This window comes from Actinacidiphila bryophytorum (assembly GCF_016916835.1).
GTDB lineage: Bacteria > Actinomycetota > Actinomycetes > Streptomycetales > Streptomycetaceae > Actinacidiphila > Actinacidiphila bryophytorum.
Window position 1 is genome coordinate 99548 of sequence record NZ_JAFFIX010000004.1, and the last position, 14683, is coordinate 114230.

General features: G+C 68.5%; 15 protein-coding genes. 9 read left to right on the forward strand and 6 right to left on the reverse strand.

Going from position 1 to position 14683, the window contains the following annotated elements; translation table 11 throughout:
* The first annotated feature begins 25 nt into the window (after positions 1-25).
* From JT723_RS07785 to JT723_RS07795, 3 genes are all read left to right on the forward strand, one after another.
* A complete protein-coding gene (locus JT723_RS07785; protein ID WP_205044011.1) occupies positions 26-532 on the forward strand; it encodes an HAD domain-containing protein in 507 nt (168 codons plus the stop codon).
* Between the two features lie 170 nt (positions 533-702).
* Complete coding sequence (locus JT723_RS07790) at positions 703-1089, forward strand: type II toxin-antitoxin system RelE/ParE family toxin (protein ID WP_205043746.1); 387 nt, start codon at positions 703-705, stop codon at positions 1087-1089.
* Complete coding sequence (locus tag JT723_RS07795; protein ID WP_205043747.1) at positions 1086-1418, forward strand: helix-turn-helix domain-containing protein; 333 nt, start codon at positions 1086-1088, stop codon at positions 1416-1418. Before JT723_RS07790 ends, JT723_RS07795 begins: the two co-directional genes overlap by 4 nt.
* Positions 1419-1788: 370 nt before the next feature.
* On the opposite strand, the gene JT723_RS07800 is transcribed toward JT723_RS07795, so the two are convergent.
* Positions 1789-2325, reverse strand: coding sequence for an AAA family ATPase (locus JT723_RS07800; RefSeq protein ID WP_205043748.1), 537 nt, complete (start codon positions 2323-2325; stop codon positions 1789-1791).
* A 116-nt stretch (positions 2326-2441) separates the two neighbouring features.
* Between JT723_RS07800 and JT723_RS07805 the strand changes: the two genes are divergently transcribed.
* Complete coding sequence (locus JT723_RS07805) at positions 2442-2903, forward strand: prevent-host-death family protein (RefSeq protein ID WP_205043749.1); 462 nt, start codon at positions 2442-2444, stop codon at positions 2901-2903.
* Positions 2900-3256, forward strand: coding sequence for a hypothetical protein (locus JT723_RS07810; RefSeq protein WP_205043750.1), 357 nt, complete (start codon positions 2900-2902; stop codon positions 3254-3256). Before JT723_RS07805 ends, JT723_RS07810 begins: the two co-directional genes overlap by 4 nt.
* A gap of 462 nt (positions 3257-3718) precedes the next feature.
* Here the strand turns inward: JT723_RS07810 and JT723_RS07815 are convergent, their stop codons facing one another.
* Genes JT723_RS07815 through JT723_RS07825 form a run of 3 tightly spaced genes read right to left on the reverse strand, consistent with a single transcriptional unit; the run spans position 3719 to position 6266 of the window.
* A complete protein-coding gene (locus tag JT723_RS07815) occupies positions 3719-4615 on the reverse strand; it encodes a hypothetical protein (RefSeq protein ID WP_205043751.1) in 897 nt (298 codons plus the stop codon).
* Positions 4615-5892 carry a WXG100-like domain-containing protein gene (locus JT723_RS07820; RefSeq protein ID WP_205043752.1) on the reverse strand — a complete coding sequence of 426 codons (1278 nt, stop codon included), beginning with the start codon at positions 5890-5892 and terminating at the stop codon, positions 4615-4617. The genes JT723_RS07815 and JT723_RS07820 overlap by 1 nt, the downstream gene beginning before the upstream one ends.
* Positions 5889-6266: a hypothetical protein gene (locus JT723_RS07825; RefSeq protein WP_205043753.1), complete on the reverse strand. Its 378-nt coding sequence runs from the start codon at positions 6264-6266 to the stop codon at positions 5889-5891. The genes JT723_RS07820 and JT723_RS07825 overlap by 4 nt, the downstream gene beginning before the upstream one ends.
* A 657-nt stretch (positions 6267-6923) precedes the next feature.
* Between JT723_RS07825 and JT723_RS07830 the strand changes: the two genes are divergently transcribed.
* Together JT723_RS07830 and JT723_RS07835 are read left to right on the forward strand one after the other, a co-directional pair.
* A complete protein-coding gene (locus tag JT723_RS07830) occupies positions 6924-8396 on the forward strand; it encodes an AAA family ATPase (protein WP_205043754.1) in 1473 nt (490 codons plus the stop codon).
* Between the two features lie 238 nt (positions 8397-8634).
* Positions 8635-8868, forward strand: a complete 234-nt coding sequence (locus JT723_RS07835) for a hypothetical protein (protein WP_205043755.1) — start codon at positions 8635-8637, stop codon at positions 8866-8868.
* Positions 8869-9047: 179 nt separating this feature from the next.
* Here the strand turns inward: JT723_RS07835 and JT723_RS07840 are convergent, their stop codons facing one another.
* Together JT723_RS07840 and JT723_RS07845 are read right to left on the reverse strand one after the other, a co-directional pair.
* Positions 9048-11423 carry an ABC transporter permease gene (locus JT723_RS07840; RefSeq protein ID WP_205043756.1) on the reverse strand — a complete coding sequence of 792 codons (2376 nt, stop codon included), beginning with the start codon at positions 11421-11423 and terminating at the stop codon, positions 9048-9050.
* Complete coding sequence (locus JT723_RS07845) at positions 11420-12112, reverse strand: ABC transporter ATP-binding protein (protein ID WP_205043757.1); 693 nt, start codon at positions 12110-12112, stop codon at positions 11420-11422. Before JT723_RS07845 ends, JT723_RS07840 begins: the two co-directional genes overlap by 4 nt.
* A 274-nt stretch (positions 12113-12386) precedes the next feature.
* Here JT723_RS07845 and JT723_RS07850 point away from each other — a divergent pair, with 274 nt between their 5' ends.
* Positions 12387-13745, forward strand: coding sequence for a sensor histidine kinase (locus JT723_RS07850; protein ID WP_307863930.1), 1359 nt, complete (start codon positions 12387-12389; stop codon positions 13743-13745).
* A complete protein-coding gene (locus JT723_RS07855) occupies positions 13709-14353 on the forward strand; it encodes a response regulator transcription factor (RefSeq protein ID WP_205043758.1) in 645 nt (214 codons plus the stop codon). Before JT723_RS07850 ends, JT723_RS07855 begins: the two co-directional genes overlap by 37 nt.
* Positions 14354-14683: the final 330 nt, after the last annotated feature.

Consider the following 14683-nt stretch of genomic DNA (forward strand, 5'->3'; position numbering starts at 1 on the left):
GTCTGCCCGTACGGTGCAGAGGGTGATCGTTCCCCGGGCGCGGCCCATCCTTTTTCTTGACGTGGACGGACCGCTCATCCCCTTCGGGGCGACTCGGGAGCAGTACCCGGGCGGTTACCCGACGTACGTGCCGCAGGAGGCCGACGCCAATCCACTGCTGGCCAGGGTCGATCCGGCGCTCGGCCCCAAGCTGCTGGCGCTGCCGTGCGACCTGGTGTGGGCCACCACGTGGGAGTCCGAGGCCAACGAGTGCCTCGCGCCGTTGCTGGGGCTGCCGCAGCTCCCGGTGGTCACCTGGCCGGAACCGTCCGACGAGCCCGAGCCGGCAGGTCTGCACTGGAAGACCCGCACGCTTCTGCGCTGGGCGGCAGGACGCCCCTTCGCCTGGCTCGACGACGAGATCACCGACGCCGACCGCACCTGGGTCGAGGTTCACCACCCCGCCCGCACCTTCCTCTACCGCGTCGACCACCGCCACGGCCTCACCACCGCGGACTTCGCCGCCCTCGACGCGTGGCTGCAAGCGGAGTAGTCGTCCTCCGGAGCCTTCATGTGCAAGCCGATGCGGCGGATGGGCCTGAGCCCGCTCGTCTCCGTCGCTCGGAGCGTGTCGCCGGACGGCGTCCGGTCGATGTCCGTTGACGTACTGGCCGGCCGCATCCCTACTTGCCCATACATTTGGCTATCTATATAGTCAGCTATATGCGCGATGGTTGGGAGATCGAGATCGAACCGGAAGTCCGGCGCTGGCTGGACACCCTGTCCGATCGCGACTATCTCGTAGCCGAGCACGCGGCCGAACGTCTGCTCGACGCGCCCACAACCCTCTCCGAGCCGTACGCCCGATACCTCGGCGACGGGTTACGGGAACTGCGATTCAGCCTCGGCCACGATGGCAATGCCGTCCGTTTGACCTACTGGCTCGCCCCCGAGCGCCGGATCGTGCTGCTGACCGTGTTCCGCAAGACGCGGATGCGGGAGGATACGGAAGTGGATCGGGCCAAGCAGGCCAGGAAGGCGTGCGAAGCCGAGCGCCACAGCGCGCACGACGAGTTCTCTCGCGACGTCACGAAAGGAGAAGGCCCGTGAACCACGCCCAGTGGAAGCTCGCCCGCGAGCGGAAGGCCGCAGAAGGCTACGCCGAACCTCCCGAAGTGGAAGCGACGCGCACGGAGATCCGTATGGCCTTCGACCTCGGGCAAGCGGTGTACGACCGCCGGACCGAGCTCGGAATCTCCCAGACCGAACTTGCCCGACGAGCCCGCATGACACAGCCCCAGGTATCCAAGCTCGAACTCGGTGGCACCGTCCCCACCCTTCCCTTGCTCGCCCGGCTCGCCGGCGCGCTCGACGCGTCGCTCAACATCGCCCTCGACGGGGAGACCTCTACCGTCGAGTTCGTTGCGCACGCTGCGTGAGGGCTGGTGGTCTCAGTTCTGGTCTCATTCGGCCCCGTCGACGGCGTTCGGAACCCGGACCACCACCTGATTCATCCCAGGTCAGACCGGCTCTGGCTCGTGGCGCACGCCGCCGTGACCGCTTGGAAAGCGTGTTGGGGGCAACCCCTCACGAGTTCGAATCTCGTATCCTCCGCCAGTGCCTCACCGGGCACGACGTCGATGGCCCCCGCTGCTTGCAGCGGGGGCCATCGACGTTCGTAGTCTCATCTACAGTCTCAACGAGTTCTGCCAGCAGGCTCCGAGCCGTCCTCGGTTCCCTCCTTCGCCACCTCCCAGATGAGACCACCGTCACGCGCAGTCCCCTCCATCGGTGTTCGGCGAGTGGTGATCAGAGGTCCCTGGCGGCCGCACCTGCCAGACCGGAGTCGACCAGGATGCGGTCGACGGATTGCGGCAGGCTGCTGTCGGGGCCGATGACCGTTTCGACGCCCCCGGCCAGCAGGTCCAGTTCGCGGTACCAGCTGCGCATCTCGGCCTCGCCGTACTCGTCCGCCTGCGGCTTGTCGGCGTGCCGGGCGAGGGTTTCCGCGAAGGGGACATGTAGGTAGTAGGCGTGCGTCGCGCCTCGGTGATCTGCCATGAGGCGGGCGAGCATCTCGCCGTAGTGGTCGGCGTACAGGATGCCCTCGACGATGACGTGGTACCCGGCATCGAGAGCGTAGCGGGCGACGGTGCTGATCAGGCCGATGTTCGCCGCGCCCGGTTGGTCGCGCTCACGCAGGACGGTCCGGCGCAGGTTGTCCTGGCCGACCACGGCCAGACCGCGACCGAGCCTCGCGCGGAGCCCGGCCGCCACGGACGACTTCCCCGACGCGCTGTTGCCGCGGAGTAGGACCAGGACGGTCTCCTGCGTGCCCACTGTCATGACGGTCACGCTATCGAGGCCCCTGGCACCCGGCGACGCCGTTTGGGGGGCCGCCAGGGGGACGCAGGCACGGTCTCCCCTTGACTTCGGAATGTGTTCCGAAGTAGTCTCGATTCATGTCCAATCTGACCGTTTCGTTCTCCGATCTGTCGAAGAACTCCAAGCGGGTCGCCGACACCGTCGAGCGTGCCCAGCGCGTTCACGTGACGCGTCGCGACGGCGAGGATCTGTACCTCACCACCGAGCGCCATGACCGTCAGCGCGAGGAGACCGCCGACGTCACTGCGCGGCTGTTCGCGGCCCTGATCAGCAGCGACGAAGGTGCCCGCGCGATTCTGCTCGCCCTGCCCGAGGTCTTCCCGTGGACCCGGCACCTGTCGACGGAGGAGGTTCGCGAGTTCGTCGTCGACCTGGTGAACGCGACCCATGACGCCGCGGAACTGGACGTGCACACCAACCTGCACCGAGTCATCGTCGAGTGGCGTGCCACCGCCCGGATTCTCGCGGACCCCGAACTTACGGCGCAGCTGACCGCCCCGCTCCCGGACGAGGACCACGGCGAGGTACCTGCTCCATGAGCCCCAAACGCGGCGACGACGTTCCGCCACCGCCGATCGGCAGCGAATGGCGCCTCCGATTCGCCACGAACGATGCAGCCAAAGGCTGGGGAGACCTGTGCACGGAGGCTCCGGGTAACACCCGGCGCTGCTACGAGGCGCTGCGCGCCGACCCGGCCTCCGTAAAGGACCCCGACCGTCAGCACAGACTCCGTGGCCGACTCGGCACTGCCACCCTCGGCGGCACCGAGTACCCGCAGTGGGAGTACGAGGTCACTGCCGGCGGCCGCGTCCGCTATCTCATCGACCAACCACGCCGGACCGTGCATCTCGTCTACGCCTCCACCCGGCACCCCAAGGACACCGACAGCTGAATCCGTCTCATCGCACGCGAGCGAATAGTTTTCGACCCGATGCGCGATGCCCGGCGCGCGCTGGACGGGCTTATCTCGTGGACGACAGTGCGCTTCGGCCGCTGACCAGAAGGAATCTGCGAAGTCCGGTCTCAGTTCTGGTCTCGTTCGTGCCCGTTCATCGGCGTCCGTAAGCCTTTCGCCCGACCACTCCATCGCTGGTCAGGACGTCCCCGCCTCTCCGTGGATACCAAGGCGACCCGTTGGAAAGCGTGTTGGGGGCAACCCCTCACGAGTTCGAATCTCGTATCCTCCGCCAGTGCCTCACCGGGCACGACGTTGATGGACCCCACCGCTTGCGGTGGGGTCCATCAACGTTCGTAGTCTCATCTGCAGTCTCGACGGGTCGTTCCGGGGGACTCCGAGGTGGCACCTTCCACATGCTGCTGACGAACGGCTCTCCTTGAGAGGGCGGCCGTGGGGCTACCAGGGGAGGGGGTCGGGGCGGCGGGTCCACCACCAGGCCGCGTCGTGCGGGTCGGGGACGTCGAGTCCCTGGGTCCTGAGGTCCAGGTACCAGGCGGGATCGGGGACGGTCAGCTTGATGAACTCCCGGTCCACCAGGTCCACCGCTGCCTCCAGCAGCTCTGCGGCCTGAACGGGGAGTTGCGGCTGCAGGGCTTCCAACTCGTCCCGGGCCGAGAGGGTCTGCACGTACAGGTCCGGCGGGTACCAACCCGCGGGAGCCCAGTCGTCGGCCTTGGTCCGCACGAGCTTTTCCCACGCCCCCAGGTTCGTCGCGGCCGTCCAGTACGGGGAGCCGATGTCGTCCGTACGCCCCGTCCCCAGAATGTTCAGAGACGCGACGAGGCCGTCCCTCACCGGAGTCGGCTTCCGCTGGTATCGCACGATTTCGGGAAGTCGGGTGACCTGGGCGTTCGGGAGGTCGGTAACAGGGGCCTCGACGGCATCGACCTTGTAGCCGGCCGTTTCATCGTGCGGGTCCTCGCCCGGGTCGAGCAGCCGGGCACGGGTGACCGTACCGTCAGCCGCCGCGAGACCGGGGACGCCCTGCAGAAACTCCTCCGCCGGGTAGAGGACCGAGTGACCGAGCACCCGCGCGAGCGCGGCGGCGAGTTCCGGCTCACTCGGCTGCGGCTGCACGCTGTCCCGCGCGTAGATGTCCAGGGACGTCCGTACATCGCCCCGGAGGTTTTCCGTCCCGCAGAGCACCATCGCGTCCCAGTGCCGCGTGTTCTGGTCGGTTTTCTCGTCGGCCACGTCGACATCGCTCACGGGGACCCGGAAGCACTGGGCAAGTGCTTCGGCAACGACTCTGTTGCTCAGGGGCTCGGTGACGAGCAGGTTGTAGTCAGTCATCAGTACGTCCCATCGTAAACTGCCTGGGCTTTCTGGATGGCTTCCGGGTTGTTGATGAAGCGCGGAGCTCTCACAAACGCCTGCACGGATTCGGCATTCCCCTTGGCCTTGGCGATCTCCTGGAGTGCTGCGTATTCGTTGCGGTCGAGTTCGACGAGACCTGTGCCACTGCAAGGGAATACTGTACCCGTATCTTTCACCCTGTACGTGCGTCCGTTGATCTCATAGAGGTTGGTGTCCTTGTCGAATTTTGCCCGCCCTGCCGCGATGCCGGCGATGTCCTGATTGACTTCCTCCTCGTACCCGCGCAAGATCACCGTGTTTTCCTCGTCGACATTGCCGGATGCTGCGCCAGAAATGGTGTGTCGTTTGTTCGGTAGCCGCAGTGATTTACCTTTCGCAGGCCCCTTTACCGACTCGGAAACGGGAAAAGGGCCCTTGCCAGGTCCGGCGCCGCCCTCCCCGGTTCGCATGACCATGCCGAGGTCGTCGAGCGAGGCTGCGGGGCCGCTGGGGAGGGCCAGGCCGGGTTGGAAGTCCGGGAGGTGGAGGCTGTCGAGCAGGCCCTGGAGGCCGCCGTTCTGGGCGATGGTTTTGATCGTGCTGCCGGCGGCGCCTATGCCGCCGCCGAAGACTGCTCCGTAGAGTGCGGCGTCGGTCGCTTCGTCGAGGTTGAGGCCGCTGCTCTGGCCGGTGGCCATGGCGATGGGTTGGGTGACGGCGAGGTCGACGGTGATCGATTCGACGCCGGCGATGGCGGCGGTGGCCAGGGTGGTGCCGATGATCGCGGCGACGTCGGCGGAGACGGTCACGCCCAGGGCGGCGGACAGTTCCAGGACCTCGGCGGTGGCTGCGGCCGCGGCGCCCTCGGAGATCCCGAAGGTGAAGAACGCGAGGGCGGTGCCGGCGACGATGGTGCCGCCGACGATCTCCAGCTCGTGCTCCAGCTGCTTCACCGCGCTGTGGACGCTGTCGGCGTACCGGTCGAGGGCGGTGGCCAGGTCGCGGGCGCCGTCGATCATGTCCTGGAGCCAGCCGCGGTTGCCGTAGTAGTAGCGGCGCCAGAACGGGTCGTCGAAGGCGGATATCGCCTTGCCTGTGTTGTTCTCGATCAGGGTGCGGGCTGTGGTGTTCGCGGCGGCTGTGAGCGTCTCGACGTCGTCGGCGAAGGTCCGCCATGCGGTGGCCGCGTCCCGCAGGCCGCCTTCGTCGGCGTCCGGCCACCACATGCCGGTGAGCTTCATGACGATCTTCTTGGCCTCGTCGGCGACGCTCATTGCAGGTCTCCCCCGGCGGTGTGCGGGGGAGGTTCCGGCTTCGGCCCGTTCCTGCTGAACATCGTGCGGATGAGGGCCTCGTTGCCGACGTGGCCGTCGGCCATGTCGGCCATGGCGTCGTGGATGCTGGCCAGGCCGAGGGCCAGGATCTCGGCCGCCATCGTCATGCTGGTCACGTTCGGTACGTACTGGTCCTCGAACTGCTTGCCCTGGTCGTCCGCGCCCCACGGTGAGCCGGCCGCGGCCAGACCGCCCTGGAGCTTGGCCAGGGCTGTTGCGAGGTCCGAGCTGTGCGTCAGGAACTGCGGTGCGCTCGTCTGCAGGTCCGTGAGCTTGATGTCGAGTATCTCGCCGTCGTCGTTTGCGCCGCCCATACGTCATCCACCCCCATGAATCGACGATTCCCCCAGAGCATCAGCTGATCAACAGCTGTTGCCTCCTGCCACTTTGGCCCAGTGCGCACGGGCTCCGGACAGGAACCGCGGCAAGTGGCAAGGGAATGGCCTGAACAGCGGCATCGCTGACTGGTGTTCAGCGACGCGCGATCTGGCACAGGGCTTGCGGACGGTAATGGCCGTCACATTTCCGCCTGCCCGTCACCCAGGGCAGAAGCGGACCCGGCGCCGCCACGCCCTCGGTCTCAGGTCTGGCCTCATTCAGCCGCGTCCGGGTCCGTCCGCCACCTGCCTGGGTGCTCGCTCGGCCGCAGGTCAGAACGCCTCCGCTCCCGCGCGTACGGCATCGTGACCGGTTGGAAAGCGTGTTGGGGGCAACCCCTCACGAGTTCGAATCTCGTATCCTCCGCACCGCCTGAACAGGCAGAACGAAGACCCCGACCGCCGAGCGGTCGGGGTCTTCGGCATGCTCTGGTCTCAATCTCGGTCTCATTTATTTCCGACATTCGAGACATTCTTGCACTGTGCCACCTCAGCCCTGGCGGGCGCCGCTCATCCGGGGGAGCAGACGCTGCGCGCCTCGGCGGGAGATAGGAGTATGTTTATTGTAAGTACACCTCTACAAGCGGGGCGCCAATGGACAAGCCTGCCGAGATGTTCGACCGGGACCACGAGTGGTCAGCGCTGAGCCGGTTCATCAACGATCCCCAGCGAGGGGCGACTCTGGGTGTGGTCTCCGGGCGTCGCCGCCAGGGCAAGACGTTCCTGCTGGACGCCGCTTGCCGAGCCGCCGGAGGGTTCTATTTCGGTGCGACCGAGGCTGCCGATGCCGAGTCGCTACGGCGGATCAGCACAGCGCTGAGCGCGCACGTCCGCCCCGCAAGCCCGTTCCACTTCGCCAACTGGTCAGAGGCCGTCGACGCGCTGCTCGCGCTCGGCGCCGAGCGACCGGTCCCCGTGGTGATCGACGAGTTTCCCTACCTCGCCAAGGCCAACCCGGAGCTGCCCTCGATCATCCAGGAGGCCCTGCGGCCGCTGCGTGAGCAGCGCACCAGCTCACAAGCCCGGATGCTGCTGTGCGGCTCAGCCCTGTCCTTCATGGGCCGACTGTTGTCGGGCAACGCCCCCCTGCGTGGACGTGCCGGACTGGAACTGGTCGTCCGCCCTCTCGACCACCGCCTCGCCGCCGAATTCTGGGGCATCACCGATCCCCACCTGGCCATGAAGGTGAACGCGATTGTGGGCGGCACCCCTGCCTACCGGCGCGAATTCGCACGCGGGGACGTCCCGAAGGGTCCGGACGACTTCGACGACTGGGTCGTCCGCACCGTCCTCAATCCCGAGACCCCCCTTTTCCGCGAGGCCCGCTACCTGCTGGCCGAAGAACCCGACCTTCGCGACACCGCCCTGTACCTGTCCGTCCTGGCGGCCGTCGCCGACGGGAACGCCACCCGCGGAGGCATGGCCAGCTACCTGGAACGCAAGGCCACCGACATCGCCCACCCCATCACCGTCCTCGAAGACGCAGGACTACTCCACCGCGACGCCGATGCGTTCCGCGACAACCGGCCCACCTATCGCATCTCCGAACCGCTGATCGGCTTCTACCACGCGATCATGCGACCGGTCTGGGACCAGCTCGAACGCCCGGGCAGTGCGACACGCGTCTGGCAGGCAAGCCGCCGCCGCTTCGTCAGCAACGTCCTCGGTCCGCACTTCGAACAGGTCTGCCGCGATTGGGCGCTGCACCACGCCGACCCCGAGCGTCTGGGCGGTCTGCCCGCCCGTGTCGGACAAGGTGTCGTCCACGACCCCAAAGCCCGTACCGGTCATGAGGTCGACGTGGCAGTGATCGGAATCGCGGACGGGGCCAAGCCGCCGCTCCTGGCCATCGGAGAGGCCAAGTGGAACGACACCATGGGCGCCGCTCACATCGAACGCCTCCGGCACATCCGTGACCTCATCACCCTGGCAGGCCGCTACGACACCACCGCCACGCAGCTCATGTGCTTCAGCGGCGTCGGCTTCAACGACAAGGCACACGCCGCAGCGGCAGCCGACCCGGGCATCCGACTGATTGACCTGGCGAGCCTCTACGGCCAGTCCTGAGGCACGCCCAGGCACCCGTTCCCAGCTACGACGCCTTCACCTTGCCCAGCTCGCAACCCACTGCTGCAGAACGCCGGGGGACCCTCGCCGCAACCTCCGGTGCCATCAGCACCTGCGCCCCCACGTGCTGGCGGGAAGAACCCGGCGGACCGGCAACCGACCGGCGCATCGAGGGTGCCGTCCTCGGCCCGACGGCCAGCCGACCACGGCAAGCACTCTGCGTAGCCTGGCAGCCCCGATGAAGAAGCAGAGGCCGATGAGCCGGGCCGAGCTTCTGAAACGGATCGAAGAACTTCGAAGGCTCGACGCCAAGAAGCCTCAGGCGGCCAAGAACCCGCGGCCCCGGCCTCGCTCCGAACCCAGGGTGGTATCCGCGCACACCGCCGCCTCCCTCGAACCGCAGCCGTACGCCGGGGTGGAGATGAAGTACCGAAATGGCCAGTGGGTCCAGATGCACCCCGAATCCGAGTAGTGCCTCACCGGGCACGACGTCGATGGCCCCCGCTGCCCGCAGCGGGGGCCATCAACGTGCGTGGCGGCAGTTGGCCGATGCAGGCCGATCGGTCTCTTGGCTTTGCCTGCCCGGAAACGTGGGCTCAATCCCCGGCTGCGGGCACGAACGCTGTCGGCGGCAGTTCGATCCGGCGAGCCCTATTCGGTGCGAAGTGCGGTCGCGGTGCCGGTGCGGGCGGCCCAGGCCGCCGGCAGGAGGGCGCCTGCAATGGCGATGACCAGGCCGCCGAGGACAAGCGGTACCAGCGCTCCGGGGTGGTAGGCGTCCAGGTCGGCGGCGGGCAGCCGGGTGCCGGCGGCCCGGCCCATCGCGGGCAGCACGGCGTGGTGCAGAGCGACGCCCAACGGGGTGCCGATCAGGCCGCCGAGCAGGCCGATGCCGCTGACGGACGTGAGGACCATGGCGACGGTCTGCTTCGGGGACATCCCGAGTGCTTTGAAGACGCCCAGGTCGTGGACGCGTTCGCGGGTGTCGAGCACGACGGTATTGAGGACGCCGAGACCGGCCACAGCGACCAGCATCCCGGTGAGCATCACGGCCAGCGTGTCCATCGAGAGGATGGTCGGGTTGAAGAGCGGGTGGTAGCTGCCGGGGCAGAAGCCGTAGGGCTTCAGCGCGAGTTGCAGCCGGTCCAGGGCCTCCTGCCGGCTGCTGCCGGGCTTCAGGTCGATCTGGTAGTCGACGCTCTGCGGGTCGACCGGGGTGTTCAGTGCGGCCAGCGAGGCACTGTCGGTGCGGATCGTCATGCCGGACTCCTGCATGTCGAATGCCTCGCCGACGATCCGGACGGGGGCACTTCGGCCGCTGCCGTTGGACAGGGTGATGCTGTCGCCGACCTTGGTGCCGGTGGCCTGGAGGAAGGCCGAGGGGACCACGGCTTCGCCCGGGTGGTGGAACCAGCGGCCGGCGACCATCTGGTAGGCACCCCAGGCGGCGTCGCCGTCGTAGCGGATCACGGTGGTCGGGCCGGCCAGTCCGACCACGCTGAAGGTGGCCCGGTCGGTGCTGAAGTACCGCCTCGTGCCCGGGTAGGCGGCGATCTTCGCCGCGATGGCGGGCAGCTCGGCGACCTGCAATTGGTGGGTGGTGGCGGCGGGGCCGAACGGCGGCAGTGGCATGACCTGCACCGCGCCGGGCCGGTCACGGTTCATGCCGTCCGTGATCGTGTTCAAAGAGACCACCAGGCCCACGCCGAAGGACACCCCGACGGAGCCGAGCACCACAGCGGTGACCATCGTGGCCGACCGCCCTGGCCTGGCGAACGAGTTGCCCAGCCCCAGGCTGACCGAGCGCGGCATCGGGAGCCGGCCGAGCAGCCGGCGGGCCGTCCAGCCACGTCCGGGGCTCGGGGTGCGGCCGACCGTGAGCGCCTCGACGGTGCGCAGCCGTCCGGCCCGCAGCGCCGGCACCAGTGCTGTGCCGGCCACGGCGGTGAGGGCGCCGAGTGCGACGGCAAGGTCGAGCCAGGGGGCGATCAGCCGGCCGGCGCCGGTGTTGAACGCCTCGCCGGCCTTGGCCAGCACCGGGACCGCCGCCAGGTTGCCGAGCAGCACGCCGAGTGCGGTGCCGACACCGGCCGGGACCAGCGCCTGCCCGACGTAGGCCCGCACCACCTGCGCGGGGCTGTAGCCGATCGCCTTGAGGACGCCGATCCGCCGGGTCGAAGCCCCGACCGCGCCGCTGACCACGATGCCGATGATCAGCACCGACATGACCAGGCCGATCACAGCGAAGGCGATCACGAACGGCACGAAGGTGGCGGTGCTCTTGTCCGAGGCCGTCTTGATCTTCAGGTAGGAGGCGGCACTGGTCATCGACCGCGGCGGGACGGCGGCGGCGAGCGCGGTGCGGTCCACGTTCAGCCGGGCGTTGTCGCCGGCTCGGGCGAAGCGGTACAGCATCTGGTAACCGGTCGTGCCGGCCGGCGGGGTCAGCGCGGCCAGTTGCTGGGGGGAGACCCAGGCGTCGGCGCTGTGTCCCGCGGACCGGGCCAGACCGACGACGGTGAGTATCGGCTTGCCCGGTAGAGCCGGGAAGCGGAGCTTGTCACCCACGCCCAAGGGGGAGTTGAAGTCGCTCAGCACGACCTGCCCCGGTCCTGTGGCCCAGTGCCCGGCAGTTACGGTCAGGTCGTCCACAGCACCGCCCGGGCCGGTTCGGCCGACGAAGTCGAGCGCCGGATTGACCAGGCCCACCCGTAGCCCGGAGTTGTTCTCGCCGATCACGGAGTTGAGCGAAGCGATCGGGTAGGGGCCGGCCGATGCGGTGACCCCGGGGACACGGGCGGTCTGCGCCAACTGCGCGGTATTGACCTGGGCGGGGTCGAAGCGGACGGTCAGGTGGGCGCCGCGTTGCCTGGCGAAGCCCTGGTCGAATGAGACGTGGGCTGACACCAGCAGCCCGCCGCCGAGCAGTGAGGCGGTGACCGCCGTCATGGTGGTGAGCATCATGACCAGGCTCTGCACCCGGCGCCGGCCGACTCCGGCCCGAACCACCTTGGAGAGATGGCTCATCGGGCGACCGCCACCGTGACGTCGCGGGTGATTCGGCCGTCGGAAAGCTCGATGACGCGGTTGGCGCAGGCGTCGGCGAGCGAGGTGTCATGGGTGACCAGCAGGATGGTCTGACCGGCGGTATTGAGCTCGACGAGCAGCTCTCGCACCTCCGCTGCCGAGGCGCTGTCCAGCGCGCCCGTCGGCTCGTCGGCCAGCAGCAGAGGTGGCCGGTTCATCAAGGCGCGGGCCACTGCGACACGTTGGCGTTCGCCGCCCGAGAGCCGACCGGGGAAGGTTCGGGTGTGGTGGGCGATCCCCAGTTGCTCCAACAACTCGGCCGCGCGGCTGCGGGCCCGGTCGCCCGGCATCCCGGCGAGCTGAGCCGGTAGCAGCACGTTGTCCTGGACGGTCATGTCATCCAGGAGGTTGAAGAACTGGAAGACCATGCCGACGCGCTCCCGCCGGTACCTGGCCGAGCCCGCCTCGGTCAGCCGGTCGATCCGCATGCCGTCCACCGTGACCGTACCCTCGGTCGGCCTGTCCAGCCCCGCGATCACGTTGAGAAGGGTGGATTTGCCGCTGCCAGAGCGGCCGAGGACGGCCAGCGCTTCACCCGCGTGCACCTCGAGGTTCAGCTGGTCCAGAGCCGGGCGGCCGGCTTCGTAGGTCTTGCTCACATCGCGGATCTCGATGAGCGGCGCGGTCACGGTGTCCTCCAGGGATCGGTCTGCTGAGCGATGACGCTAGGTAGTCGGCGGCCCTGCGGGATATACGGCTGAACGGTGGTTCCGGGGTGTACGCAGGTACACCCCGGATTCGGAGCACAGACCCCCTGTGTGACCGCTCGGCGGCCCGGAAGACTGGAGCCGTCAGTCATCTCGCGGTGATCTCAAGGGAGGAGGACCAATGGTGAGCAGTACGAGGACGGCTCCGGCTCCCCGGGCTCGACGACATCGACCGTTCGGCTGGATCGGCGCGAGGGTGGTCGCGCTCGGCCGCGTGGCAGTCCTGAGCGCGGTGGCATCGGCCGGCGCCGTTCCACTGGTGTCGCTGCTCAGCGTGTTGCGCGGTCTCCTGAGCGACGGCACCAGGCAGATCACCCTGCACGGGCCCTACCACACCTGGGCGATGCTGGGCCTGGTGCTGCTCGGTCTCGGAGTGGTGCGCATGCGGTGGGTGGTGCGGCACACCAGACGGCTGGTCGGGAAATGGTGCGGCGTGGTGATAGCCGAGCCGTACCGACCCGCGCCGACGGGTGATCCGGTCAGCCGGTGGCAGCGCATCGGCTGGCTGCTGAGTGATCCGGCGACCTGGCGCGACCTGTTGTGGACCGGGCTCAACGCGGTCGGCGGCTTCCTCCTACTACTGATTCCGGCGGGGGCGCTGTTGGCGTTCAGCTTCGGTTACCTGCTGCGCGCGCCCTCGTCCGGGCCGCCGGACGAGTCGGCGCCGTCTGCCCCACCCTCGGATCCCTCGGCGCCTCCGCTGCCGGCCCATTCCGGGCGTCCGCTGGCCGGGCCGATACACAGCCTGCTGGCCGCAGACCCGGTGGCGTTGTGTCTGGCCTTGATGTTGTGCGGTCTGCTTGTCGCTGCCGCGCTGCTCGCCGCACCGCGCCTGCTGACGGGCTACGGCCATCTGGCGGGCCGCCTGCTCGGGCCCACTCGGGAGGCTCAACTGGCGCAGCGGGTGGATCACTTGGCAGCGACACGATCCGACACCATCGACAGTGGCGCGGCCGCGATGCGCCGTATCGAACGGGACCTGCACGACGGTGCACAGGCCCGGCTGGTGGCCATGGGTATGACGCTGAACTCGGCCGAGCAGCTCTTCGAATCAAACCCGCAGGCCGCGCTGGCGCTGCTGACCGAGGCCAGGAACTCCTCGGTCAAGGCACTGGCGGAGCTGCGCGACCTGGTTCGCGGCATCCACCCGCCGGTGCTGGCCGATCGCGGTCTCGGCGACGCGCTGCGCGCGCTGGCCCTGGACCTGCCGCTCCACGCACAGGTGGACGGCGTGCTGCCGGCCCGCGCGCCGGCGGCGGTGGAGTCGGCGGCCTACTTCGCCGTCAACGAGCTGTTGGCCAACGTCTCCAAGCACGCGGGTGCCGCCCGGGTCTGGATCGACATCGGCCATACTGGCGAGGCGCTCAGGATCGGCATCACCGACGACGGCCGGGGCGGTGCCGACCCCACCCGCGGCACTGGACTGCGCGGCCTGGAACGGCGGCTTGCCACATTCGACGGCGTGCTCGCCGTCAGCAGCCCACCCGGCGGTCCGACCATAGCCTCACTGGAGATCCCGTGCGTGTTGTCATCGCCGAAGACCTCTTCCTCCTGAGAGATGGTCTGACCCGGATGCTTCAGGCGCACGACATGACGGTGGTTCAGGCCGTCGAGACCGGTCCTGAACTGCTCGCCGCCGTGGCCGCCGAGGAGCCGGATGTGCTGATAGTGGACGTCCGGCTCCCGCCGACCTTCACGGATGAGGGCCTGAGGGCGGCGCTGGAGGCCCGGCGGAGCACACCGGGCCTGCCGGTACTGGTGCTGTCGCAGTACGTGGAGCAGCTCTACGCAAGGGAGTTGCTCGCCGGCGGCTCCGGCGGGATCGGGTACCTCCTGAAGGACCGGGTGATGGCCAGTACCGAGTTCGTCGACGCGGTGCGCCGGGTGGCGGCTGGCGGTACCGCGATGGACCCGGAGGTGATCGCCCGGCTGCTCACCCACAACGCCGGTAACGACGCAGTGGCTTCGCTCAGTCCGCGGGAGCGGGAGGTGCTCGGCCTGATGGCGGAGGGCCGCTCCAACGCCGCCGTGGCCCAGCAACTGGTGATCACAGAGCGGGCGGTGGCCAAGCACACAGCGTCGATCTTCCTGCGACTCGGCCTTCAGCCTTCGGACGACGACAACCGACGGGTGCTGGCGGTGCTTGCCTACCTCAACCGCTGAGGCGACCGGGCACCGAGGGCGTCCTTCCGGCCGCCCCATCGCGTGGTCTCAGTTCTGGTCTCATCCATCACCGTCCGGCGACGTTCGGAACTCGGACCACCACCTGCTTTGCCCCAGGTCAAAACGGCTCCGGCCCGTCATGCACGCCTTCGTGACCCGTTGGAAAGCGTGGTGGGGGCAGCCCCTCACGAGTTCGAATCTCGTATCCTCCGCCAGTGCCTCACCGGGCACGACGTTGTTGGCCCCCGCTGCGAGCAGCGGGGGCCAACGACGTTCTTCAGCCCCATTTGCCCCTTCTGGACACCGCTGGACCTCGGCCGACGCAGCCTG